The sequence below is a fragment of the Pseudomonas laurentiana genome, from assembly GCF_014648275.1.
Classification (GTDB): Bacteria; Pseudomonadota; Gammaproteobacteria; order Pseudomonadales; family Pseudomonadaceae; genus Aquipseudomonas; species Aquipseudomonas laurentiana.
The window spans coordinates 248,676-272,944 of record NZ_BMQU01000001.1; the positions used below are offsets into that span (position 1 = coordinate 248,676).

24 protein-coding genes and 1 other RNA gene are annotated in these 24,269 nt (G+C 60.8%); 17 read left to right on the plus strand and 8 right to left on the minus strand.

Translation table 11 applies throughout. The features are described from left to right. Positions 1-71 precede the first annotated feature (71 nt). The 10 genes from dibA (at position 72) to IE038_RS01265 (ending at position 9,732) form a co-directional block, all read left to right on the plus strand. Positions 72-1,964 carry a phosphodiesterase DibA gene (gene dibA / locus IE038_RS01220; protein WP_189394981.1) on the plus strand — a complete coding sequence of 631 codons (1,893 nt, stop codon included), beginning with the start codon at positions 72-74 and terminating at the stop codon, positions 1,962-1,964. 211 nt (positions 1,965-2,175) lie between these two features. Continuing rightward, positions 2,176-2,358, plus strand: a complete 183-nt coding sequence (gene oscA / locus IE038_RS01225; RefSeq protein ID WP_163932058.1) for a sulfur starvation response protein OscA — start codon at positions 2,176-2,178, stop codon at positions 2,356-2,358. 57 nt (positions 2,359-2,415) lie between these two features. Continuing rightward, a complete protein-coding gene (locus tag IE038_RS01230; RefSeq protein WP_163932055.1) occupies positions 2,416-3,423 on the plus strand; it encodes a sulfate ABC transporter substrate-binding protein in 1,008 nt (335 codons plus the stop codon). 87 nt (positions 3,424-3,510) lie between these two features. After that, complete coding sequence (gene cysT / locus IE038_RS01235) at positions 3,511-4,329, plus strand: sulfate ABC transporter permease subunit CysT (protein WP_065761643.1); 819 nt, start codon at positions 3,511-3,513, stop codon at positions 4,327-4,329. A 14-nt stretch (positions 4,330-4,343) separates the two neighbouring features. Then, entirely contained in the window at positions 4,344-5,216 is an 873-nt protein-coding gene (cysW, locus tag IE038_RS01240; protein ID WP_099776276.1) for a sulfate ABC transporter permease subunit CysW, read from the plus strand. A gap of 3 nt (positions 5,217-5,219) precedes the next feature. Further along, on the plus strand, positions 5,220-6,209 hold the full coding sequence (locus IE038_RS01245) for a sulfate/molybdate ABC transporter ATP-binding protein (RefSeq protein ID WP_065761645.1): 990 nt from the start codon (positions 5,220-5,222) through the stop codon (positions 6,207-6,209). 198 nt (positions 6,210-6,407) lie between these two features. Beyond that, the gene (locus IE038_RS01250) at positions 6,408-6,989 is read left to right on the plus strand and encodes an alpha/beta hydrolase (protein ID WP_163932052.1); all 582 of its coding nucleotides are present in this window, start codon (positions 6,408-6,410) and stop codon (positions 6,987-6,989) included. A gap of 65 nt (positions 6,990-7,054) precedes the next feature. Continuing rightward, positions 7,055-7,906 (plus strand): sigma 54-interacting transcriptional regulator, encoded by an 852-nt coding sequence (locus IE038_RS01255; RefSeq protein ID WP_163932049.1) that lies wholly within the window; start codon positions 7,055-7,057, stop codon positions 7,904-7,906. A 152-nt stretch (positions 7,907-8,058) separates the two neighbouring features. Continuing rightward, positions 8,059-8,844, plus strand: a complete 786-nt coding sequence (locus IE038_RS01260; RefSeq protein WP_163932046.1) for a MetQ/NlpA family ABC transporter substrate-binding protein — start codon at positions 8,059-8,061, stop codon at positions 8,842-8,844. Between the two features lie 483 nt (positions 8,845-9,327). Continuing rightward, entirely contained in the window at positions 9,328-9,732 is a 405-nt protein-coding gene (locus IE038_RS01265; protein ID WP_065760044.1) for a flagellar basal body-associated protein FliL, read from the plus strand. Here the strand turns inward: IE038_RS01265 and IE038_RS01270 are convergent, their stop codons facing one another. The 4 genes from IE038_RS01270 to IE038_RS01285 all read right to left on the minus strand — a co-directional run bounded on the left by IE038_RS01270 (position 9,733) and on the right by IE038_RS01285 (position 15,077). Beyond that, positions 9,733-10,851 carry an ABC transporter permease gene (locus IE038_RS01270; protein ID WP_163932043.1) on the minus strand — a complete coding sequence of 373 codons (1,119 nt, stop codon included), beginning with the start codon at positions 10,849-10,851 and terminating at the stop codon, positions 9,733-9,735. After that, on the minus strand, positions 10,851-13,574 hold the full coding sequence (rbbA, locus tag IE038_RS01275; RefSeq protein ID WP_189394982.1) for a ribosome-associated ATPase/putative transporter RbbA: 2,724 nt from the start codon (positions 13,572-13,574) through the stop codon (positions 10,851-10,853). Before rbbA ends, IE038_RS01270 begins: the two co-directional genes overlap by 1 nt. Continuing rightward, positions 13,571-14,536, minus strand: coding sequence for an HlyD family secretion protein (locus IE038_RS01280; RefSeq protein ID WP_163932040.1), 966 nt, complete (start codon positions 14,534-14,536; stop codon positions 13,571-13,573). The genes rbbA and IE038_RS01280 overlap by 4 nt, the downstream gene beginning before the upstream one ends. 91 nt (positions 14,537-14,627) lie before the next feature. Next, positions 14,628-15,077: an EVE domain-containing protein gene (locus tag IE038_RS01285; protein ID WP_163932037.1), complete on the minus strand. Its 450-nt coding sequence runs from the start codon at positions 15,075-15,077 to the stop codon at positions 14,628-14,630. A gap of 185 nt (positions 15,078-15,262) precedes the next feature. Between IE038_RS01285 and IE038_RS01290 the strand changes: the two genes are divergently transcribed. After that, the gene (locus tag IE038_RS01290) at positions 15,263-15,403 is read left to right on the plus strand and encodes a hypothetical protein (protein ID WP_167523945.1); all 141 of its coding nucleotides are present in this window, start codon (positions 15,263-15,265) and stop codon (positions 15,401-15,403) included. Positions 15,404-15,421: 18 nt separating this feature from the next. Here the strand turns inward: IE038_RS01290 and IE038_RS01295 are convergent, their stop codons facing one another. The 4 genes from IE038_RS01295 to IE038_RS01310 all read right to left on the minus strand — a co-directional run bounded on the left by IE038_RS01295 (position 15,422) and on the right by IE038_RS01310 (position 16,834). Continuing rightward, entirely contained in the window at positions 15,422-16,027 is a 606-nt protein-coding gene (locus IE038_RS01295; RefSeq protein WP_189394983.1) for a 5-formyltetrahydrofolate cyclo-ligase, read from the minus strand. Between the two features lie 84 nt (positions 16,028-16,111). Beyond that, a non-coding RNA gene (ssrS, locus tag IE038_RS01300) (6S RNA) lies at positions 16,112-16,290 on the minus strand. 20 nt (positions 16,291-16,310) lie between these two features. After that, entirely contained in the window at positions 16,311-16,628 is a 318-nt protein-coding gene (locus tag IE038_RS01305) for a cell division protein ZapA (protein ID WP_065760049.1), read from the minus strand. Continuing rightward, positions 16,625-16,834, minus strand: a complete 210-nt coding sequence (locus IE038_RS01310) for a TIGR02449 family protein (RefSeq protein ID WP_065760050.1) — start codon at positions 16,832-16,834, stop codon at positions 16,625-16,627. Before IE038_RS01310 ends, IE038_RS01305 begins: the two co-directional genes overlap by 4 nt. Before the next feature lie 150 nt (positions 16,835-16,984). Between IE038_RS01310 and IE038_RS01315 the strand changes: the two genes are divergently transcribed. From IE038_RS01315 to IE038_RS01340, 6 genes are all read left to right on the plus strand, one after another. Then, positions 16,985-17,539, plus strand: coding sequence for a YecA/YgfB family protein (locus IE038_RS01315; protein WP_163932021.1), 555 nt, complete (start codon positions 16,985-16,987; stop codon positions 17,537-17,539). A gap of 24 nt (positions 17,540-17,563) precedes the next feature. After that, positions 17,564-18,898 (plus strand): Xaa-Pro aminopeptidase, encoded by a 1,335-nt coding sequence (pepP, locus tag IE038_RS01320; RefSeq protein ID WP_189394984.1) that lies wholly within the window; start codon positions 17,564-17,566, stop codon positions 18,896-18,898. Beyond that, positions 18,895-20,088: a 2-octaprenyl-6-methoxyphenyl hydroxylase gene (ubiH, locus tag IE038_RS01325; RefSeq protein WP_189394985.1), complete on the plus strand. Its 1,194-nt coding sequence runs from the start codon at positions 18,895-18,897 to the stop codon at positions 20,086-20,088. Before pepP ends, ubiH begins: the two co-directional genes overlap by 4 nt. Positions 20,089-20,165: 77 nt before the next feature. Then, the gene (locus IE038_RS01330) at positions 20,166-21,383 is read left to right on the plus strand and encodes a 2-octaprenyl-3-methyl-6-methoxy-1,4-benzoquinol hydroxylase (RefSeq protein ID WP_163932077.1); all 1,218 of its coding nucleotides are present in this window, start codon (positions 20,166-20,168) and stop codon (positions 21,381-21,383) included. Positions 21,384-21,486: 103 nt separating this feature from the next. After that, on the plus strand, positions 21,487-22,488 hold the full coding sequence (locus tag IE038_RS01335) for an extracellular solute-binding protein (protein ID WP_163932018.1): 1,002 nt from the start codon (positions 21,487-21,489) through the stop codon (positions 22,486-22,488). Between the two features lie 110 nt (positions 22,489-22,598). Beyond that, complete coding sequence (locus tag IE038_RS01340; RefSeq protein ID WP_189394986.1) at positions 22,599-24,221, plus strand: ABC transporter permease; 1,623 nt, start codon at positions 22,599-22,601, stop codon at positions 24,219-24,221. Positions 24,222-24,269 lie beyond the last annotated feature (48 nt).

Sequence of the window (24,269 nt, forward strand, 5' to 3'; positions counted from 1 at the left end):
TGATAGGAGTTCATTGGAAATTTCTGCCACTATAATGCCTTTCCAAATTGTGTGGGTTTACTTGGCACGCTATGTCTGTTTCTGCACGAGATGCCCTGCGCACGGCTGCGCTCTACCTGGTGTTATCAGTCCTGTGGCTCGGGCTGTCTGACCAAATATTAAGCAGTCTTTTCGATGATCCTGCCCTGCTGTTGCGCTGGCAGATGGTCAATGCTTTCGTGTGGGTGTTCTGCACCACCCTGCTGATCTTCTATTCGCGTGTGCGCCTGCTGAAGTTCATCGGCGTCGGCGCCCGTTTGCGCCGCGAAGACCGAGAGCGCCTGCGAATGGCTGCCGCAGTCTTCGACAGCACCCTTGAGGGGGTGCTGGTGACCAACCGCCAGGGCCTGATCGTGCATGTAAACCGCGCGTTCATGCGGATCACGGGCTACCAGAAAGAGGAAGTGATTGGTCATCGGCCGAACAAGTTCAAGTCGGGTCGACACGGTTCTCAGTTCTATCAGGAGATGTTCGCAGCCCTCGCGCAGAAAGGCGAGTGGAGCGGCGAAATCTGGAACCGACGTAAAAGCGGCGAGGTTTACCCGCAGTGGCAAACCATTTGTGCGATTCTCGACGATGGCGGCTTTGTAAGCCACTATGTTGCGGTTTTCAGCGATATTAGTGCAATCAAGCATACCGAGCGCGAACTGGCCTACCTGGCCCATCACGACCCGCTGACCAGTCTGCCTAATCGCCTGCTGTTCAATGATCGTACCGCCCAGGCGTTGGCAGCGGCGCAAGCCAACAAGCGCGGGTGCGCCCTGTTGTTGCTCGACCTTGATCATTTCCAGAGTATCAACGACAGCCTGGGGCACAACATTGGTGACCAGTTGCTCAAATCCGTTGGCGAACGTCTCAAGGGCGTGATCGGCGAGGGGGTGACGCTGGCACGCCTGGGCGGCGATGAGTTCGCGGTGTTGCTGGAGAACTGTTCGCAGCTTGGCCAGGCTGCGGTGACGGCGCAGAGCATCATCGACGGCATGAAAGACCCTTTCGAGCTGGATAGCCATCGCCTGTTCATCAGTGTCAGTATCGGTATCAGCCTGTTCCCCAGTGATGCCCTGAGCGCCGAGCAACTGCTGCGCAATGCCGACTCGGCCTTGTTCAAGGCCAAGGGCAATGGTCGTGCAGGTTATGCGCTGTACACCGAAGAGCTGACCGCTCATGCCCAGCAGCGGGTGGAAACTGCCGCCGAATTGCGTCGTGCGCTGGAGCAGGAAGAGCTGCGGGTGTACTACCAGCCGGTGCATGACCTGAGCAGCGGGCGAATGACGGGTGTCGAGGCGCTGGTGCGTTGGCAGCATCCGCAACGCGGTCTGGTGCCGCCAGGGGAGTTCATTCCGATTGCCGAGCGTACCGGTTTGATCTCCGATATCGACACCTGGGTCATGCGTCAGGCCTGCCAGCAGATGGTGCAATGGCAGCGTGAAGGCAAGACCCTGGATTTCATTGCAGTGAACGTTTCCAGTCGTTTGTTTGTGCACCGTGACCTCTACCAGTATGTCGCTCAGGTGCTGCACGAAACCCAGCTAGCCCCCGCGTTTCTGGAGCTTGAAGTGACCGAAAGCGCGGTCATGGAAGAACCGGAGGTGGCACTTGAGCAACTGCATCGCCTGCGTGAGCTGGGCTTGCGCCTGGCCATCGATGACTTTGGTACGGGCTATTCCTCGTTGCTGCGCCTCAAGCGCCTGCCGGTGCAGAAGCTGAAGATCGACCAGGGCTTTGTGGCCGGTTTGCCGGGCGATGAAGACGACATGGCGATTGTCCGGGTCATCATCGCGCTGGCCCGAAGCATGGGTATGGAGATCCAGGCCGAAGGTATCGAGCACGCCGAGCAGGCGCAATGCCTGCTGGAGCAGCAGTGCGACCTGGGGCAGGGCTATTGGTACGGCCGACCGGTTCCGGCGCAGCAAATGCGTTGGTAAACCCTATACATCGCCGGCAAGGCCGGCTCCTGCGCGTGTTGCAGCACCCGTAGGAGCCAGTTGCGCCCGCAATAAGCACTAAAGGTTATATAAAAATTCTTAAATAGTATTTTTAAGAATATTCAGCCCTCTCTAAGATTGCCCTCAAGCCAGCGCAGTCGCTTCTACCCCTGCTACTGCACGGCACCCTTTAGCCACAGGAGTACGGGTTATGAGCGCATCGTTGCGTAGCGTTGATGGACAGGACGAAGCCACCATTCTGCGGGAAATCCAGAGCGCACTACGCGACCTGCGATTCGGCGCCGTAGAGATCACTGTTCACAATGCCCAAGTTGTGCAGATCGAACGCAAGGAAAAATTCCGGTTGCAGAACGCCAGCAACAAGCCGAGCTGAAGCCGCGCTGCAACCTGCCAATACATTAGAAGAAAAGCCAACGTCAGGAGCTTCACCATGTCCATTCGCCGTTATGCTCTGGCCGCTCTCGCCAGTGCCGTTTTTGCCGGTTCCGCCATCGCCAAGGACTACGAGCTGCTGAACGTGTCCTATGATCCGACCCGTGAGCTGTACCAGCAGTACAACGCCGAGTTCATCAAGCACTGGCAGCAGGCTCATCCAGACGACAAGGTGAAGATCCAGCAGTCCCACGGCGGTTCCGGCAAGCAGGCGCGTGCGGTGATCGATGGCCTGCGGGCTGACGTGGTCACCCTGGCCTTGGCTGGCGATATCGATGAAGTCGCCAAGCTCGGTAAAGGGCTGCCGGAGAATTGGCAGACCCGCTTGCCTGACGCCAGCACCCCTTACACCTCGACCATCGTTTTCCTGGTGCGCAAGGGCAACCCCAAAGGCATCAAGGATTGGGGCGACCTGATCAAGAAAGACGTGTCGGTGATTACCCCGAACCCGAAAACCTCCGGTGGCGCGCGTTGGAACTTTCTTGCCGCCTGGGCCTATGGCCTGAAGGCCGGTGGTAGCGAAGCCAAGGCACAGGAATACGTGAAGGAGCTGTTCAAGCACGTGCCGGTGCTGGACACCGGTGCTCGTGGCTCGACCATTACCTTCGTCAACAATGGCCAGGGCGACGTGCTGCTGGCGTGGGAGAACGAGGCGTTCCTGGCGCTGAAGGAAGACGGCGGCAGCGACAAGTTCGAGATCGTCGTGCCGTCCCTGTCGATCCTGGCTGAGCCGCCAGTGGCCGTGGTCGACAAGAATGCCGAGAAAAAAGGCAACGAGGCCATCGCCCAGGAGTATCTCAAGTACCTGTACAGCCCGGCCGGGCAGAAGGTCGCTGCGGAGAATTTCTATCGTCCGCGTGATGTGAAAGTGGCTGCCGAGTATGCCAAGCAGTTCCCGAAACTGGACCTGGTAACTATCGACAAAGATTTCGGTGGCTGGAAAACTGCGCAACCCAAGTTCTTTAACGACGGCGGGGTGTTCGACCAGATCTACACGGCGCAGTGAGTTGTCACCGCCAGGATGAAAGCCGTTCAGTAGCCAGCATGGGCCCGGGACTCGTTCCGGGCTTACTGCGTTCAACCAAGGACCTTTATGTCACGTCGTATCTCCCCCGTCATACCCGGCTTCGGGCTGACGCTGGGCTACACCTTGGTGTACCTCAGCCTGATTGTGCTCATACCGCTGGGGGCGATGTTCGTTCATGCCTCCCAGCTTACGTGGGAGCAGTTCTGGGCCATCGTCAGCGCCCCGCGCGTGCTTGCAGCGCTCAAACTCAGTTTTGGCACGGCGTTGTACGCGGCCGTAATCAACGGTCTGATCGGTACGCTGCTGGCCTGGGTACTGGTGCGCTACACCTTTCCTGGGCGCAAGATCATTGACGCAATGATCGACTTGCCGTTTGCCTTGCCGACCGCCGTTGCCGGTATTGCCTTGACCGCGCTGTATGCGCCGACCGGGCTGGTCGGTCAGTTCGCCACTGACCTGGGCTTCAAGATTGCCTACACGCCGTTGGGCATTACCCTGGCACTGACCTTCGTGACCCTGCCGTTCGTGGTGCGTACGGTGCAGCCGGTGCTGGCCGACATCCCGCGGGAAGTCGAAGAGGCCGCGGCCTGCCTTGGTGCCAAGCCTTTGCAGGTGTTCCGTTATGTACTGGCACCTGCGTTGCTGCCTGCCTGGTTGACCGGCTTTGCCCTGGCCTTTGCCCGGGGTGTCGGTGAATACGGCTCGGTGATTTTCATCGCCGGCAACATGCCGATGAAAACCGAGATCCTGCCGTTGCTGATCATGGTCAAACTGGACCAGTACGACTACACCGGTGCAACCGCTATCGGCGTGTTGATGCTGGTGGTTTCCTTCATTCTGCTGCTGCTGATCAACTTGTTGCAGCGGCGCATCGAAACCCCGTGAAGGAGGCCTTGCCCATGTCTACGTCTTCTCTTGGTGCGGCCGCTTCGGCCAATGCCGCCCGCCGTGGCAGTGCGGTTTCACGGCGAGTACTGATCGGTTTCGGCTGGTTGATCTTCGCCGTGTTCCTGCTGTTGCCGTTGTTCATCGTGGTGTCTCAAGGCCTGAAAATGGGCCTGGGTACGTTCTTCAGTGCGATCTTCGAGCCGGATGCCCTCTCGGCGTTGAAACTGACCCTGATCGCCGTGGCCATCTCGGTGCCGCTGAACCTGGTGTTTGGTGTCAGTGCGGCCTGGTGCGTCAGTAAGTACACCTTCCGTGGCAAAAGTATCCTGGTGACGCTGATCGACCTGCCGTTCTCGGTGTCGCCGGTCATCGCTGGTCTGGTCTACGTGTTGATGTTCGGTGCCCAGGGCCTGTTCGGACCGTGGCTGCAGGAGCACGATATTCAGATCGTCTTTGCGTTGCCGGGGATTGTCCTGGCGACCATTTTCGTCACCGTCCCCTTCGTGGCCCGTGAGCTGATCCCGCTGATGCAGGAACAGGGCACCCAGGAAGAGGAAGCGGCGCGCCTGTTGGGCGCCAATGGCTGGCAGATGTTCTGGCACGTGACCTTGCCGAACATCAAGTGGGGTCTGATTTACGGTGTGGTGCTGTGTACTGCGCGAGCCATGGGCGAGTTCGGTGCGGTGTCGGTGGTCTCGGGGCACATTCGCGGGGTGACCAACACCCTGCCGTTGCATGTCGAGATCCTCTACAACGAGTACAACCATGTCGCGGCCTTCAGCGTGGCCAGCCTGTTGCTGATCCTGGCGCTCTTCATCCTGCTGCTCAAGCAGTGGAGCGAGTCCCGCATTAACCGTCTGCGCCACAACGCAGCGGAGGAATAATTCATGTCGATCGAAGTTCGTAACGTCAGCAAGCGCTTCAACGCTTTCCAGGCTCTGGACAGCATCAACCTGGATATCCACAGCGGCGAGCTGGTGGCATTGCTTGGCCCCTCCGGCTGCGGCAAGACCACCCTGCTGCGCATTATTGCCGGGCTGGAAACCCCGGATCAGGGCAGCATCGTGTTCCATGGCGAGGATGTCTCCGGCCACGACGTGCGCGACCGTAACGTTGGCTTCGTGTTCCAGCACTATGCGCTGTTCCGCCACATGAGCGTGTTCGACAACGTCGCCTTCGGCCTGCGCATGAAGCCCAAGGCCGAGCGCCCGAGCGAGAGCAAGATCGCCGAAAAAGTTCACGAACTGTTGAACATGGTTCAACTCGACTGGCTCGCAGACCGCTACCCGGAGCAGCTTTCTGGTGGCCAGCGCCAACGCATTGCCTTGGCCCGTGCCTTGGCGGTAGAGCCCAAGGTGTTGCTGCTCGACGAGCCCTTCGGTGCCCTCGATGCCAAGGTGCGCAAGGAGCTGCGTCGCTGGCTGGCGCGGTTGCATGAAGACATCAACCTGACCTCGGTGTTCGTGACCCATGACCAGGAAGAGGCCATGGAAGTCGCGGACCGTATCGTGGTGATGAACAAGGGCGTGATCGAGCAGATCGGCTCGCCGGGGGATGTCTACGAGCATCCGGCCAGTGACTTCGTTTACCACTTCCTCGGTGACTCCAACCGGCTGCACCTGAGCGAGGGTCATCACGTGCTGTTCCGGCCACACGAAGTGTCGTTGTCGCGCCATGAGATGGAAGGCCACCACGTCGCTGAGGTACGGGACATCCGTCCGTTAGGCGCGACCACCCGGGTCACCCTGAAGGTCGAGGGGCAAAGCGAGTTGATTGAAGCCGAAGTGGTCAAGGACCACGACAGCCTGACCGGGCTGGTGCGTGGCGAGACCTTGTTCTTCAAGCCGAAGGTCTGGCAGAAAGTCGCGAACATCTAACCGTACGCGAGCGTTTCAGGGGCCGTTCCTTGGCAGGGTGCGGCCCCTTTTTTATTTCGGTCCAGCGCTCATCGTATTGTCTGGATGGGGGTGCGAAATATTAACTTTGGTTATTACCAAATAGCTTCTTATTCCTTTACGAATATAACCATCGCCCTATACTGGTCCTCAAGCACGCAAGCCTGCAGGAGGCGTCCCATGTCCAACACGTCGATTCGTTACCTGATAGTGCCGGGTTGGCAGGGGTCGCCAGAGGACCACTGGCAGAGCTACTGGCAACAAAGCCTGCCCAACAGCGCCCGGGTCGAACAGGCCGATTGGCTGACGCCACGGCGTGAAGATTGGGTGGCGGCACTGGAGCAGGCCATCGCGGCCGATGCATCGCCGGTCATTCTGATTGCCCACAGCCTGGGCTGCATCACTGTCGCCCATTGGGCGGCGCATGCCAGTGCCAATCTGCTGCGCCGCGTGCGGGGTGCGTTGCTGGTCGCGCCGGCCGATGTCGAGCGCCCTACCTGTGCACCGGCCTTGCGTAATTTTGCGCCCATTGCCCAACAGGCGTTGCCATTCCCTTGTCAGGTGGTCGGTTCCGACAATGATCCGGCGGCCAGTGCTCCACGGGTGATGCAACTGGCCCGTGCCTGGGGAGCCGAGGCGGGGATTCTTTCTGGCGCCGGTCACATCAACGTGAAGTCCGGGCATCGCCGTTGGGAACAGGGCTTTGCATACCTGTACCGCCTGCAGAGCCGCCTGGAACAAGACGCCTTGCGCCGCGCCTGACGCTCCAGCGTTATTCATTTCTATTTGAAACGCCCGGTCGCCTGGTGGCCGGGCGGGAGTTCGCCATGCCTCACCATGACACTCATGGCCAGCCACTGCTGACCTTTCCTGAGCTGGACAAGAGCCCGCTGAGTATTCGCGCCAAGGCGCTGGTGTTCGTTGACCCACGCTCACGCCAACTGCGTGAGGAGCTGGAGCGGCTTGCGCCGTTGGGCCTGCCCGTATTGATTCGCGGCGAAACCGGTACCGGCAAGGAGTTGCTGGCGCGGCAGATTCACCGTGCCAGTGACCGCAGCGGGTTGTTCGTGTCGGTAAACTGCGCGGCCATCAGCCCAACCTACGCCGATGCTGAATTGTTTGGCTACAGTGCGGGTGCTCACAGCGGTACCGCCAGTAGCCGCGCCGGTTGGTTCGGTTCGGCCAATGGCGGCACCTTGTACCTGGATGAAATCGCCGACTTGCCGTTGCCGATTCAGGTCAAGTTGCTGGCCGCACTTGAAACGCGTGAAGTTACCCGGGTTGGTGCGCCGCAACCGAACCCGGTGGATGTGCGTCTGGTCGCCGCCTCAAGCATCGACCTGGCATTGGCGGTGCGTGCGGGGAAATTTCATGAGCGGCTCTACCACTACCTGCATGAGGGGCACTTGACCCTGCCAGCCTTGCGCGAGCGGGTGGGGGATATCCTGCCCTTGGCCGAATACTTCGTCGGTATCTACAGCCTGCGTCTGAATGTACCGGTTCCGCTGATCAGTGAGGCGGCACAGCGTGTCTTGGAAGCGCACTGCTGGCCGGGCAATATCCGTGAGCTGGAAAACGTCATCCACTTTGCCTTGCTGGTCAGTACGGGTGACGAAATCCTTCCCGAACACCTGAGTTTGCCAGCCTTCGTTGTAGCGGATGCTCAGGCAGGGGGTTAAACGGTGAAAACGCTGAATGGAATAAGCCCCTAAATAAAAGATATTGTTCTGGAATAAAAAATCTCGGTATTGTCCACCCCACGCCCGCCTTGAATGACGGGTACCTTCTTATCGCCGTCGCCTGATGGCCATGATTCTAATAAGGACTGTGCATGAAAAAGGTTCTGCTGTTCACTGCTCTGGCGACCGCGCTGTCGGTAGCCGGCTTTGCCCAAGCCGCCGAAAAACTGGTCGTCGCGGCTACTCCGGTACCCCACGCCGAGATCCTGGAGCTGATCAAGCCAACACTGGCCAAGGAAGGGGTGGACTTGCAGATCAAGGTGTTCACCGACTATGTGCAGCCTAACGTCCAGGTCGATCAGAAGCGCCTGGATGCCAACTATTTCCAGACCCTGCCATACCTGAAGAACTTCAACGAAGGTAAAGGGACTCATCTGGAAACGGTCGTCGGCGTTCACGTCGAACCGTTCGGTGGCTACTCGAAGAAGGTCAAGAGCCTCTCCGAGCTGAAAGACGGTGCCACCGTTGCGATCCCGAACGAGGGTAGCAACAGCGGTCGTGCCCTGCTGCTGTTGCAGAAGGCGGGTTTGATCACCCTGAAAGATCCGAAGAATGCGTTGGCTACGCCGAAAGACATTGCCGAGAACCCGAAGAAACTCAAGTTCCGCGAACTTGAGTCGGCCATGCTGCCGCGCGTGCTGGATCAGGTCGATCTGGACATGATCAACACCAACTATGCGCTGGAAGCCGGTCTGAACCCGGCCAAAGACGCGCTGGTCATCGAAGGCAGCGATTCGCCTTACGTGAACTTCCTGGTCGCCCGTCCAGACAACAAGGACAGCGCTGCTATCCAGAAGCTGGCCAAAGCCCTGACCAGCCCTGAAGTGAAAGCGTTCATCGAGAAGAAATACCAAGGTGCGGTGCTGCCAGCGTTCTGATACGCCCAGCGCTCCGACGGAGTGGCGGAACGACCTCCCACTAAAAACGGGGGTCGTCAGCAACCTGAAACGCCGATGCAGATGACTGCGTCGGCGTTTTTTTATGCGCGTCAGCCGTCGGCAGTAATGGCCCTGTGCAGTGCGATGAGCAGTTTGAGCAGGTCGTTGGGGTCAAGGGCAGGCAATGGGTTTGGGCGAGTCATGGTCGTCTTCCTTGTCAGTTAGGACACGCGGGTCAGGCGATTGGAGGGCGCGTTTCAAGGAAAGATCCCGAGGTTGGCGAGGATTTGTTCGGTCAGTGGTCTGGGGGAGGCACTGCGGCTTTCATCGGGGCTATTCCTTTGCGTGTGCTGGCCGATAAGTGTAGAAGGGCGGGTTTGGGGTCAACGAGCATGGCCCGGCTTGATAGGCTGGCATAAGCCCGGGCTTGGGTTTGCCAAAAGCGCTGGGTATGCTGGCGCCAACTGTTTGAGGAGTGAATTCGTGAAAGCGTGGATCGTGATGCTGGTGGCGCTGATGCTGCCTGCGGCTGCTATGGCCGAGGAGTCCAAGGAAGATGCACCGAAAGTGGCCTACATCTCCCTGACGCCGCCCTTTGTTGGCAACTATGCCCTCGACGGTGGGCCGAAGCTGCACGTGTACAAGGCTGATGTTGCCCTGCGGGTGACCGGTGAGGCCGCCGCCGCAGCGGTCAAGCACCATGAGCCACTGATTCGCAACCAGCTCGTCGCACTGTTTACCCAGCAGAACCTGGAGAGCATGAGCAATGTCGAGTCCAAGGAAAAACTGCGTCAGGAAGCGCTGAAGCAGGTCCAGCAGGTGCTCAATGACGAAGAGGGCAAGCCGATCGTCGAAGACTTGCTGTTCAACAACCTGATCGTGCAGTAATCAGGAGGTCAGGGTTCGTCTGAAGCGCGCCAATGCGATGCTGAAGAACAACAGGCCGATCGCGCCTAGCGCGAGCAGGTCTGGCCAGACCACGTCGACGCCGGCATCGCGGAACAGGATGGCGGCGGCGAGGCTGACGAAGTGGGTCGACGGCGAGCCCTGCATGACCCACTGCAGCCACTGCGGCATGCTGTCCACCGGCGTACTGCCACCCGAGAGCAACAGCATCGGGATAATCACCGGAATCGCCAACAGGCCGAACTGCGGGGTTGAGCGCGCCAGTGTGGCGAGGAAGATCCCCAAGGCCGTACTGGCGAACAGATAGAGTGCGGTCACCGCCAGGAACAGCCCGAGCGACCCTGCCAGCGGTACGCCCAGCGCACCTTTGACCACCACCTCCAGCGATACCCAGGTGCACAGCACCACCACCAGGGCGTTGCTGCCAATCTTCGCCAGCATGATTTCCAGCGCGGTCAATGGCAGTACCAGCAGGTGGTCGAGGGTGCCGTGCTCGCGTTCACGAAGCAGCGCTGTGCCGGTCAGGATGATCGCCAGAATGGTGATGTTGTTGACGATCTGGATCACCGCCAGGAACCAGCCACCCTCCAGGTTGGTGTTGAACAACGCCCGATTGGTCAACAAGGCCGGCGCCCGCTCAACGGTCGAGCCCGGGTTGGCATAGTCGAGCAGCTCACGTTCAAAAATCCGCCCGATGTAACCAGCCCCCATGAACGCCTGGCTCATGGCGGTAGCGTCCACATTGATCTGCAGCTCGGGCGAGCGCCCTGCCAGCAGGTCAGTCTGGAAGCTCGCCGGTATGTTGATCACGAACGTGTATCGACCCTTGTCCAGCGCCTGGTCGATCTGGTCATAGGGCAGGGCGGTTGCCGTCTGGAACTCGGGAGGTTGCAAGGCTTGGGTAAGCTTGCGTGAAATCAGGCTGTGGTCTTCATCGACCACTGCGACGCTGGCGTTGTGCACGCCTATCACGGAGCCTGCTGCCGGCATGTAGATGGCCACACTGAAGGCATAGAACAGGAACAGCAGCAGTACGCTGTCATGGCGCAGGCTGGTCAGCTCTTTCAGCCCCAGACGCAGAATATGGGCAAGGCGATGCATCAGGCCTCCTGCTTTTTCAACATGGCCAGGCTCAATCCCGTGAAGGCAAGAAAGAACCCTAGCAGCGCCAGGCATTGTGGCCACAGCTCACGCAGGCTCAGGGCCTTGGTGAAGGTGCCGACGGCGATGTCGAGGAAGTAACCGGCAGGGAACAGTTGCCCCATCAGCGCTGCGGTGCCATCGAGTGACGAGCGTGGCACGATCAGCCCGGAGAACTGAATGGTCGGCAGGCTGGTGATGATCATGGTGCCGAGGATTGCGGCAATCTGGGTGCGGGTGAAGGCCGAGATCAGCATTCCCATGCTGGTGGTCGCCAACAGATAGAGCACGCCACCGCACGCCAGTGCGAAGGCGCTGCCCTTGAACGGCACGCCGAACAGCCAGCGGTTCATCGCCACCAGCAGCGCCAGGTTGATCAGACTGACGATCAAGTAAGGCACCTGCTTGCCCAGCAGAAACTCCAGGCGTGTCAGCGGTGTGGCATAGAAGTTGGTAATCGAGCCCAGTTCCTTTTCCCGGACAATGCCCAGTGCGGTCAGCATGGCCGGAATGAAGGCCAGAATCAGCGCCATGACCCCAGGGCCGATGGCGTTTACGCTGACCACATCCTGGTTGTAGCGAAAGCGCGTTTCCAGATTGACCAGTGGCTGCGCCGGCCTCGCTGCACTGCTCAAGGACGCCAGCAATTCCAGGTTGCCCTGATGCACGGCTTCGACATAGTTTCGGCTGGTCTCGGCGCGGAACGGCATGCCGCCGTCGAGCCATGCCGCTACGGTTGGCTGACGGCCAGCGTATAGGTCACGACCAAAGCCAGGCGGTATCTCTAGTGCCAGCTTGATTTCGGAACGTTGCAACCGCCGGTGCATTTGGTCCAGATCGGTTATCGGTGCCTGCTCATCGAAATAGCGTGAACCACGAAACGCCTCCAGGTAGGCGCGACTTTGCGGGCTTTGGTCCTGGTCATACACCGCAAAGGCGAGGTTCTCGACGTCCAGCGAGATCCCGAAACCAAAGATCACCATCATGAACAGTGCGCCGAGCAAGGCAAAGGCCAGGCGTACTTTGTCCCGCAGTAGCTCCTTGCCCTCTCGATTTGCCAGGGCGAACAGGCGCTTGAGGCTGAAGCCTCGGCGCTGGCGCAGCAATGTCGGCGCGGACACCGCGTTCAGCGGCGTGTCACTGACAGGCGTCTCCACCGGGCCCTGGGCCTGCTCCAGACAGCGCACGAAGGCATCTTCCAGGGTGTCACCGGCGAACTGTTTCTGCAGCGCGGCCGGTGTGTCACAGGCCAGTACCTGGCCTGCGTGCATCAACGAGATACGGTCGCAGCGTTGTGCTTCGTTCATGAAGTGGGTGGAGAGGAAGATGGTGACGCCCTGTTCCCGTGACAGCTCGATCAGCAGGCGCCAGAAGTCGTCGCGGGCGGCTGGATCGACTCCGGAGGTCGGTTCGTCGAGGATCAGCACTTCCGGCCGGTGCAGCACTGCCACGGCAAGCGAAAGCCGTTGGCGAATCCCCAGGGGGAGTGCGCCGGACTGTTGGTCGGCCACGCTGTTCAAATCGAAACGCTGGATCAGTTCGGCGATGCGTGGGCGGCTCTCGGCACTGGGCAGGTCGAACAGGCGTGCGTGCAGCTCAAGGTTTTGCCGCACACTCAGTTCACCGTACAGGGAAAAGCTCTGGGACATGAAGCCGACCCGTTTGCGGGTGGCCAGGTCGCTGGCATCCACTGGCCGTCCGAGCAGGCTGGCGCTGCCTTCGCTGGCGGGCATCAGGCCGGTCAGGACCTTCATGGTGGTGGTCTTGCCGCACCCGTTGGAGCCAAGAAAACCGAAGATCTCGCCGCGACCAATAGCGAAGCTGACCTTGTCGACTGCGGTGAAGTCGCCAAAACGCAGGGTCAGTTCATGGGCTTCGATGGCGATCTCGGCGTTGCCGTCGGCCCTTGGTGGTATGTGCAAGGGTTGCCCGCTGCGTTTGCTGTCGCCCTGAAAATGGGTGAAGGCGTCGTCGAGTTTGTCGCTGGGGGTGACGGCGGCCAGTGCCCGGCTGGGCCCGGCGGCGATCAGGCGCCCACGGTCGAGCATCAGGCAATGCTCGAACTGCTCGGCTTCTTCCATGTAGGCGGTGGCGACCAGCAGGGTCAGTTGAGGGCGCTCGCGGCGCACCTGCTCCACCAGCTCCCAGAAGCGTCGCCGTGACAACGGGTCTACGCCGGTGGTCGGTTCGTCGAGGATCAGCAAGTCGGGATCGTGGATCAGCGCGCAACACAGCCCGAGCTTCTGTTTCATGCCGCCCGAGAGCTTTCCGGCGGGGCGATCAGCGAAACGCACCAGGTCAGTGGCCAGCAGCAACTCGTGCATGCGCCGCTCACATTCTGCGCGGGGCAGGCCGAACAGGGTGGCGAAGAAGCTGATGTTCTCGCGTATCGACAGGTCAGGGTAGAGGTTGTTGCCCAGTCCTTGCGGCATGAAGGCGATGCGCGAATACAGGCTGCGGCGATGGCGACGTTCACCGATCGAACCGTCGAGCACCTGCAATTCGCCAGTCTGCAGCTTCTTTACTCCGGCAATCAGCCCCAGCAGGCTGGACTTGCCCGCACCGTCGGGGCCGATCAGCCCGCAACGGGTGCCGGCCGGCAGCTCGAAGCTGATGTCCTGCAGAGCCACTACGGTGCCGTAGCGATGGTTGATACCTGTGGCCTGCAGTGCCAGCGCACTCATTGCAGGTTGGCCGGCCAGTCCACGGGAGCTGTGCGCACATAGCCCGCTCCCGGCATGCCGGGCTTGGCTTGAGGCTGTGCGCTCGGGTCGGTCAGGCGCAGCTTGACCCGGAACACCAGTTTCTGGCGTTCGTCACGGGTTTCCACTTGTTTAGGGGTGAACTGGGCCTTGGCGGCGACGAAGGTGATCTTGGCGGGTAGGGCTTTGTCGGGAAGGGCATCGAGTACGATCCGCGCCTGATCGCCCATCGTCAGCTTGCCTGCGGTCGAGGCCGGCAGGTAGAGGTTCATGTACTGATCGTTGGGATCGATCAGCAGCAATACGCGCCCGCCTGCTGCAAGTACCTCGCCGGGCTCGGCCAGGCGTAACTGGATCACCCCGTCGATGGGCGCGCGCAGGCTGCTGTCGTCAATCTCGCTGGTCAACTGTTCGACCTGGGCCTGTGCTGCACCAATCGCTGCATTGATGGCCGCCAGTTGTGCGCGGGCGGCGACCACTGCCGAGCTGCTGGTGTCGAAGCGAGCCTGCTGCTGATCGAGCAGTTGCTGGCTGGCGTACTTGCGCTGGAACAGTTCGCGGCTGCGCCGCAGTTCCTGGCTGGCAAGCAGCAGTTCGCTCTGGCGCAACTGCACGTTGGCCTGGGCCGCAGCGTAGTTTTGCTTGGCGCGCAGCACTTCCGCTTCGGCCTGGCTGCGTTGTGCCTCAAGGGTGCGGGTGTCGATACGGGCCAGCAACTGCCCTTGCTTCACGGTGTCGCCTTCATCTACCAGCACGTCGGCCAGGCGTCCGGGAACCTTGCTGGCGATCTGCACTTCGGTGGCCTCAAGCCGACCGTTGCCCTGGCTCAGGCCTTCGGGCAGGCGATCATGCAGTGATTTCCAGTAACCCAGGCCCCCTGCTGCCATGAGCAGCGCAATCAGGGCGCCGGCGAAAAGTCTGGGTGTGTGTTGGCTAAGCGACATTGTTCAAGCATCCTGCGGCAATGACGTCAGTGTGACGGTTTCCCATTTAGCCGGGTTGATATCCGTCAATTGAGTAGGAATCCTAACCTGTTCAGCGCAAGGCGAGTACAGCGCTCCACTGTTCAGCGGTCACCGGCATGACCGACAGGCGGCTGCCTTTCTGTACCAGTGGCAGCTCGGCGAGGGCCAGTTGTTGTTTCAGGTAACCCAGGCCAAGCACCTTTGTGAATGTCTCGACATGAATCACATCTATTGCGCTCCACGGGTTCTTCTCGGCATTGGCCTTGGCGTCGAAGTAGTGGCTCTCGGGGTCGAGTGCCGTGGGGTCCGGGTAAGCGGTCGAGGTGATCCGGGCAATACCGGCGATACCCGGTTCCGGGCAACTGGAATGGTAGAAAAAGAACGCATCGCCAACAGCCATCGAGCGGATGAAATTACGGGCCTGATAGTTGCGCACACCGTCCCAGCGGGTTTCGCCGAGTGCGGCCAGGTCTTGGATCGAGAGCTCGTCGGGCTCGGATTTCATCAGCCAATAGGCCATGGACAGTGCTCCTGAAAAAATTGGAAACAACCTCTAGCGCGAAACCGACAGCCGGTTGACGTCAACGTTTGCGTGTCGCTTCAGGTTGTCGGAGAATGCGCGGGTTTTAAGCTAGACGCTGCTGCACGGCCTACCTCGCTAACCGTTGCTGCCATCGTGATCAGTTTGCCTGAGGGGGGCAATCGATGAATCGCAAACCGGATATGATCTGGGTACTCGTTTTTCTGTTCGGTTTGGGTGTGGTCACTACCGGTTATGCGGAAAGCCTCTGGGAACGCAAGCTCGATACCAACTACGAAGTGTCGGTCATCCCGCAACAGCGTTGATCGATGGCGTGCCTGCGCTTAGTGCGCCAGGTACCAGCCCTTGTCCGAGACGGTTCCTTGAAGCGGAACATCCCAACTGGCTTGAGCCAGTCGCTCAACCTTCTGACACTCATGCGCCAGCCCCAGTAGCAGTGGTTTCTTCCAGGTCTTGCGATGTGCCAGATAGGCCAGGCTTCGGTCGTAGAAGCCACCCCCCATGCCCAGGCGCCCGCCAATTTCATCGAACCCCACCAGCGGTAGCAGGACCAGGTCCAGTGCCCATACCGGGCGTTGTCGTGCCTGGCTAATCACGGGTTCAGGAATGCGGAAGCGGTTGGGGCGTAGCTTCTCGCCGGCTTCAACGCGCTGAAAGGCCATCTTGGTCTTCGGCCAGGCGTGCAGTACTGGCAGGTAGGTGTGCTTGCCACGGCGCTGGGCCTCGCGCAGTAGCAGGCGCGGGTCGATTTCGCTGTCGTTGGGCAGGTACAGGGCAATATGCCGGGCGCGACGGAACAGCGGATGCTGTGCCAGTTGGCGATACAGGTCTTGGGCCGCCCGGCGTTGTTCGGCAAGCGTCAATGCGCGACGGGCATCGCGAAGCAGGCGGCGTAGCTGGGGGCGGGTGAGCAGCGCGGTGTCGGTCATGGCACGGGCGGTCTCTTGGGCAACTGCCAGTTGTGTGCGGCAGCGCGTATGCGCGTGCCAAGGCAGGCAGGCGCAGGAATAATCAGGCTCCCCGACGAACCGCTGTCGGTGTAGCCCTTGAACCCGAAAGTTCAAGGTGGAGATTGCAGGGGGCGTTAAGGCTTTCCGTCAGGCGGACATGCACACCGGCCCCAGCGTGCAACCCCCGTGGTTGTGCGTATCGGCTCAGGGACATGACCGACTGGCAAGCACTCCAGGGAGTGATCGGGAGTATACCTGAAACTCAATTGGATGGTGTATCGGCATCGTTGGCGAGGGCCTGATCGACGCGTTCCAGCAGGTCGCGCACCTGTTCGCGGGTGGCTCCACCGACTTGAGGGGCAGGGCGCTCCTGCCGGTGCAGCAAATCGTGGGTGATGTTGAGGGCTGCCATGACCGCGATGCGATCGGCGCCGATCACCTTGCCGCTGCTGCGGATTTCGCGCATTTTGCCATCCAGATAGCGTGCGGCACTGATCAGGTTACTGCGCTCTTCCGGTGGACAGATGATCGAGTACTCTTTGTCGAGGATCTGAACGGTGACGCTATTGCTTGAACTCATGAGTCTTGCTCCAGGGCCTTGAGCCGCAAAATCATCGATTCGACCTTACGCCGGGCGATTTCATTTTTTTCGATGAGGTGGGCGCGTTCCTCACGCCAGGATTTTTCCTGAGCTAATAAGAGTGCGTTTTGCCGTTTTAGTTGCTCGACCCGTTCAATCAACAGTTCGAGTCGGCCCATCAGCGCTTGCAGCTCGGTCTCTTGCATGAAATGCCACTCGATTGGGTGTGCCTGAGTTCCCGGCGATTATGCCCTGCCAGCCCCGAGTTGGCCGCGTCGATGGTCTTGGCGCGCCTGCCGGTGCTAGGATACAAGGTCTTCATTCTAGTCATTGCGCCGTCTGGCGCCTAGTTGCCCATGCCCAATACCAACTCGCCGTACACCGCATTCGCCGCCCTGCTGAGCAGCGGCGGTCATCCAGTTTCTCCTGCCGAACTGCACGGGCTGTTGCTCGGGCGTAGCTGCACAGGTGCCGGCTTCGATGCCGACAGCTGGTTGGCCGATGCAGCCCACCTGCTTGAAGCCGAGCCTGCCGACAATGTTCGCAATGCCCTGATTGGCTTGCAGGAAATGGTCAAGGCCGAACTCACAGGTGAAGACATCACCATCGTCTTGCTGCTGCCGGGCGACGACGCGCCGCTGACCGAGCGTGCCGTTGCGCTGGGCCAATGGTGCCGTGGCTTCCTTGACGGGTTCGGCTTGAACTCGGGCGGCCTGACGTTGAGCACTGAAGCCAAGGAAGTGCTGCAGGACCTGGCCGCCATTTCCCAGGTCCAGGATGCACTGGAAGAGTCTGAGGACGGCGAGAGCGACTACATGGAAGTCATGGAATACCTGCGCGTCGCGCCGTTGCTGCTTTACACGGAGCTGGCCAAGCCTGCCCCGGCCGCTGCGAAACCTTCCCTGCACTGATTTTTGCCAGGACGCCATCTGCCCATGACCCACATCCCCAAGTCGGAATACGCCCGCCGGCGAAAGGCGCTGATGGCGCAGATGGAGCCCAACAGCATCGCCATTCTGCCCGCGGCTGCGGTCGCCATACGCAACCGCGATGTCGAGCACGTGTATCGTCAGGACAGCGACTTCCAGTACCTGAGCGGCTTTCCTGAGCCGGAGGCCGTGATTGCGCTGATTCCTGGGCGTGAGCACGGTGAATATGTGCTGTTTTGTCGTGAGCGCAATCCCGAGCGTGAGCTATGGGATGGCCTGCGGGCCGGGCAGGAGGGCGCCATTCGTGATTTCGGCGCCGATGACGCCTTCCCGATCGCCGACATCGACGAGATCCTTCCGGGGTTGATCGAGGGCCGCGACCGGGTCTATTCGGCGATGGGCAGCAATGCCGAGTTCGACCGCCATTTGATGGAGTGGATCAACGTGATTCGCTCCAAGGCGCGCCTCGGCGCGCAGCCGCCCAACGAATTCGTTGCCCTGGATCATCTGCTGCATGACATGCGTCTGTATAAATCGGCAGCGGAAGTGAAGGTGATGCGCGAAGCCGCGGCCATTTCGGCGCGTGCCCATGTGCGGGCGATGCAAGCCTGCCGGGCGGGCTTGCACGAATACAGCCTTGAAGCCGAACTGGATTACGAGTTTCGCAAGGGCGGGGCGAAGATGCCGGCTTATGGCTCGATCGTCGCGGCTGGGCGTAACAGCTGCATTCTGCACTATCAGGAAAACGATGCACCGTTGAAGAACGGCGACCTGGTGTTGATCGACGCCGGTTGTGAGATCGATTGCTACGCCAGCGATATCACCCGGACGTTTCCGGTCAGTGGCACCTTTTCGCCAGAGCAGAAAGCCATCTACGAGTTGGTGCTCAAGGCGCAGATGGCGGCTTTCGAGGAAATTGCGCCGGGTAAACACTGGAACCACGCGCACGAAGCGACAGTGCAGGTGATTACCGAAGGGCTGGTGGCGTTGGGTCTACTCGCGGGCGAGGTAGAAGAATTGATCGAGTGCGAGGCGTACAAGGCTTTTTACATGCACCGCGCCGGGCACTGGCTGGGGATGGACGTACACGATGTCGGTGACTACAAGGTCGGTGGTCAGTGGCGCGTACTTGAGCCGGGCATGACCCTGACGGTTGAGCCAGGGATCTACATCTCTGCGGACAATATGCATGTCGCGAAAAAATGGCGCGGTATCGGCATACGCATCGAGGACGACGTAGTGGTAACCAAGCATGGGTGTGACGTTCTGACGGCGGGTGTGCCGAAAACAGTCGCCGAAATCGAAGCCTTGATGGCTGCTGCGCGAAGCCAGGCCGCATGAACCGGGTCAATCTGGCAATCATTGGCGGTGGCCTGGTGGGGGCCAGTCTTGCCCTGGCGCTGCAGGCCGGAGCCAAGGCGCGGGGCTGGAAGATCCTGCTGATCGAGCCGTTCGCGCCCGGCGACAGTTATCAGCCCAGTTACGATGCGCGCTCATCGGCGTTGTCCTTCGGTACCCGACAGATCTATGAACGGCTGGGGTTGTGGCAGGCGATCAGTCACCGTGCCGAGCCGATCCTGCAGATCCAGGTGTCCGATCGGGGGCGTTTCGGCGCGGCCCGTCTGAGCGCAATGGAAGAGGGTGTACCGGCACTGGGTTATGTGGTGGAAAATGCCTGGTTGGGGCAGTGCCTGTGGAAGGGGTTGGACCCAGAGGTCGTCAGCTGGCGCTGCCCTGCCGAAGTGACGGCCATGCAGGCGCTGGAAGACGGTTATCGTCTGTCGCTCAACGATGACACGAGCATTGACTGCGACCTGGCGGTACTGGCCGACGGTGGCCGCTCCAGCCTGCGCGAGCAATTGGGGATTCATGTCACGACTCGGCCTTACAACCAGAGTGCACTGATCGCCAACATCACGCCAAGTGAAGCGCATTGCGGGCAAGCCTTTGAGCGCTTTACCGATGAGGGGCCAATGGCGCTGCTGCCATTGCCGGAAAACCGCTGCGCGCTGGTCTGGACCCGGAAGGGGATGGACGCCAAGCGCTTGGCCGAGCTGGATGAGCGCCGCTTCCTCGACGAATTGCAGGGTGTGTTTGGCTACCGGCTGGGTGCATTGTGCCAAGTCGGTGCTCGCCACCTGTATCCGTTGTCATTGGTCGAAGCGCAGGAACAGGTGCGGCCACACCTGGTGGTGCTGGGCAATGCGGCGCACAGCCTGCACCCGATTGCCGGGCAGGGCTTCAACCTGTCGTTGCGCGACGTCCAGGCCTTGTCTGAAGCGTTGCTCGCCGGGCCGCAAGCCCCCGGTGACCTGGCGACGTTACAGGCTTACTGTGAGCGTCAACGCCTCGACCAGACCTTGACCATCGGCTTTTCCGACCGGGTCACCCGGCTGTTTGGCAACAACCAGCCGCTGGTGACTGCCGGGCGCAACCTGGGCTTGCTTGGGCTCGACCTGCTGCCGCCGGCCAAACGCTGGTTTGCCCGACAAGCAATGGGGTTGGGCACCCGGTCGGACCTGCAGGGTTGAGCATGCTCAAGGTTCACACACCACTTTCCCTTTATCTGCGGCTCCGGCCGCAAGCAAAACAGGCTTAAGGCATGGACATGCGCGCGGATCTGTTGATTGTCGGTGCCGGTATGGTCGGCAGCGCCCTGGCGTTGGCGCTGCAGCACAGCGGCCTGAATATTCTGCTGGCCGATGGCAGCCCGCTGTCGGTCAAGCCCTTTGATGCCGAGGCGGCGTTCGAGCCTCGGGTCAGCGCCCTGTCGGTAGCCAGCCAGCGGATCCTTGAGCGGCTCGGCGCCTGGGACGGCATCTGCGCCCGGCGTGTCTGTCCGTACGGGCAGATGGAGGTCTGGGATGGCAGCGGCACAGGTCGTATCCACTTCTCCGCAGCCAGCGTGCATGCCGAGGTGTTGGGGCATATCGTCGAGAACCGTGTGGTTCAGGATGCGTTGCTTGAGTGCCTGCATGACAGCGAGATCGGCCTGCTGGCCAATGCGCGCCTGGAGCAGATGCGCCGTTCCGGTGACGACTGGCTGCTGACCTTGGCCGATGGCCGTACGCTGCGTGCTCCATTGGTGATCGCGGCTGACGGGGCGAACTCGGCCGCGCGCCGCCTGACGGGGTGTGAAACCCGCGAGTGGGATTATTTGCACCACGCCATTGTGACCAGTGTGCGCTGCAGCCAAGCCCATCAGGCCACAGCCTGGCAGCGCTTCACCGACGACGGCCCCCTGGCATTTCTACCGTTGCAGCGCGACGGCGAGCAGGGCTGGTGCTCGATTGTCTGGTCGACCACACCGGAGCAGGCCGAGCGCTTGATGACGCTGACCGATGAAGCGTTCTGCGCCGAGCTTGAGCGTGCCTTTGAAGGCCGTCTGGGCCAGGTGCTGAGCGCCGACCCGCGGCTGTGTGTACCGCTGCGCCAGCGTCATGCCAAGCGTTATGTGGCCGAGGGCCTGGCGTTGATAGGCGATGCCGCGCATACCATTCACCCGTTGGCCGGGCAGGGCGTCAACCTGGGCTTTCTCGATGCGGCCGTGCTGGCCGAGGAGCTGCTAAACGCTCTGGACCGTGGCGAGCGGCTGGCCGATGTGCGGGTGCTGAGTCGCTTCGAGCGGCGACGGATGCCGCACAACCTGGCCTTGATGGCCGCAATGGAAGGTTTTGAGCGGTTGTTCCAGGCCGACCCGTTGCCGCTGCGCTGGCTGCGCAATACGGGCCTGAAGTGGGTCGAGCAATTGCCAGAAGCCAAGGCACTGTTTGTGCGTCAGGCCCTCGGCTTGAGCGGAGATCTGCCGGAGTTGGCGCGGCCCTGAGGCGTCTGCAACATCTGGTAACTGCTCGGTTGCGAGTTAGGTTGAGATGGCAAATGGGATTCACTACCATTTTCGCCTTTCTTGCCTTCCGAGGACCGCTACCATGTTGTCACGCAAGCATTTACTGGCCGCCCTGGCATTGACCCTGTTTGGTGGCACCGCCCAGGCGGCGGATGAAGTGGTGGTGTATTCCTCGCGTATCGATGAACTGATCAAGCCGGTGTTCGATGCCTACACGGCCAAGACCGGGGTGAAGATCAAGTTCATCACCGACAAGGAAGCTCCGCTGATGCAGCGCATCAAGGCCGAGGGCGAGAACGCCACTGCCGACCTGCTGCTCACCGTCGATGCCGGCAACCTCTGGCAGGCTGAACAAATGGGCATCCTGCAGCCGATCAAGTCGTCCGTCATCGACGCCAACATCCCGTCCCAGTACCGCGCCTCGTCCCACGACTGGACGGGCCTGAGCCTGCGCGCGCGAACCATTGTCTACTCCACCGAGCGGGTCAAGCCGGAAGAGCTGAGCACCTACGAGGCGCTGGCCGACAAGCAATGGGAAGGCCGTCTGTGCCTGCGCACTGCGAAAAAGGTCTACAACCAGTCGCTGACCGCCACCCTGATCGAGACTCATGGCGCCGAGAAAACCGAACAGATCATCAAGGGCTGGGTGAACAACCTGTCCACGGATGTCTTCTCCGACGATACGGCCCTGCTGCTGGCGATCAAGGCCGGTCAGTGCGATGTCGGTATCGTCAACACCTATTACTACGGGCGTTTGCACCAGCAGGACCCGCAACTGCCGGTCAAACTGTTCTGGCCCAACCAGGCTGATCGCGGTGTTCACGTCAACCTTTCGGGTATCGGCCTGACCAAGTATGCGCCGCACCCAGAGGCCGCCAAGGCCCTGGTGGAGTGGATGACCGGTGCGGATGCGCAGAAGATGTTCGCTGCGATCAACCAGGAATTCCCGGCCAACCCGAAGGTTGCACCGTCCGAGGAAGTTGCTGCCTGGGGAACCTTCAAGGCTGATGCCCTTCCAGTGGAAGTTGCAGGCAAGCGTCAGGCGGAAGCGATTCGCTTGATGGACCGGGCTGGCTGGAACTAAGCCTCAGGCTTTACTCTTGTTCGCCCCTTTATGGTCTCATCGCCGGTAACGCCAACGCCCAAGGGGCAGGTGTTACCGGCGACAGTCATTAAAACCTAGAGCATCGCCCTTTGGCCCACCCTGCCCAACGCCGCTGGTATCCCCTGGTTTTCGCCGTTGTCACCCTGGTGCTGTTGCCGATCAGTGTTTTGCTCCTGTCCTGGGAGTCGATCGACCGGCAGATCTGGTCGCACCTGCTCGAAACCCAAATGCCCCGCCTGTTGGGCAATACCGCTACGCTGGTCGCAGGTGTTGGCGTTGGCGTCACCCTGTTGGGTGTCAGCCTGGCCTGGCTGACCAGCCTTTGTGAGTTTCCCGGGCGGCGCTGGCTTGATTGGGCCTTGATGTTGCCCTTCGCCATCCCGGCCTATGTACTGGCGTTTGTCTTTGTCGGGTTGCTGGATTTTTCCGGGCCGGTGCAAACGTTGCTGCGCGAGTGGTTCGGGCCGATGCGCCTGCCCCGGGTGCGCTCAACCGGTGGCGTGATCACGGTGCTGGTGCTGGTGTTCTACCCCTACGTCTACCTGCTGGCCCGAACGGCGTTCATTGCTCAGGGCAAAGGTTTGATGGAGGCGGCGCGGGTGTTAGGGCATTCGCCGTTGCAGGCGTTCTGGCGGGTTGCCCTGCCCATGGCCCGTCCCGCTATCGGTGCGGGCGTGGCGTTGGCATTGATGGAAACCCTGGCGGACTTCGGCGCGGTCTCGGTGTTCAACTTCGATACCTTCACCACCGCCATCTACAAGACCTGGTACGGCTTCTTCAGCCTTTCCAGTGCAGCGCAACTGGCCAGCCTGCTGTTGCTGGCGGTCATGCTGGTGCTGTACGGCGAGCGCCGGGCACGCGGTGCAACACGCAGTGGCAGTGAACGGCCGAGGGGCAAGGCCTTGTATCACCTGCGCGGGGTGAAAGCGTTTGCGGCGATGGGGTGGTGCCTGTTGGTCTTCGCCTGTGCCTTTGTGATTCCGGTACTGCAGTTACTGGTGTGGTTCTGGCAGCGTGGTCGCTTCGACCTCGACGAACGTTATGCCGGGTTGATCATGCATACCCTTTACCTGGGCGCGATGGCGGCGTTGATCACCGTCTGTGTGGCGCTGGTACTGGCATTTGCCCGACGGCAGGCACCTACTCGCGGCATCCGGGTCGGCGTCAGCCTGGCCAACCTCGGTTATGCCTTGCCTGGTTCGGTACTGGCTGTGTCGATCATGTTGGCGTTCAGTTACCTGGACAAGCAACTGGTCATCCCACTCTCCAGTTGGCTGGGTGGTGCTGGCAAGCCGTTACTGCTGGGCAGCCTCAGTGCGTTGATACTGGCGTATCTGGTGCGGTTTATCGCGGTAGCCTATGGCCCGCTGGAAAGCAGTCTTGCCCGGGTTCGGCCGTCGCTGCCGGAGGCTTCGCGCAGCCTTGGCGTGGCGGGCCCGCGTCTGTTCTTCAAGGTCTATCTGCCCTTGCTGGTGCCCGGTGCGTTGAGTGCGGCGTTGTTGGTGTTTGTCGATGTGCTCAAGGAAATGCCTGCCACCCTGCTGCTACGCCCTTTCGGCTGGGACACGCTGGCCGTGCGAGTCTTTGAAATGACCAGTGAGGGCGAGTGGGCACGCGCTTCACTGCCGGCACTGAGCCTGGTGCTGGTCGGGCTGTTGCCGGTCATCGCCCTGATTCGCCGGTCGGCTCGGCACCCTGGTCAAGCGCACTGAGGGTGTAAGCATCCTGCCTTGCAGCTACAATGCGCGGCATTCGTTGCG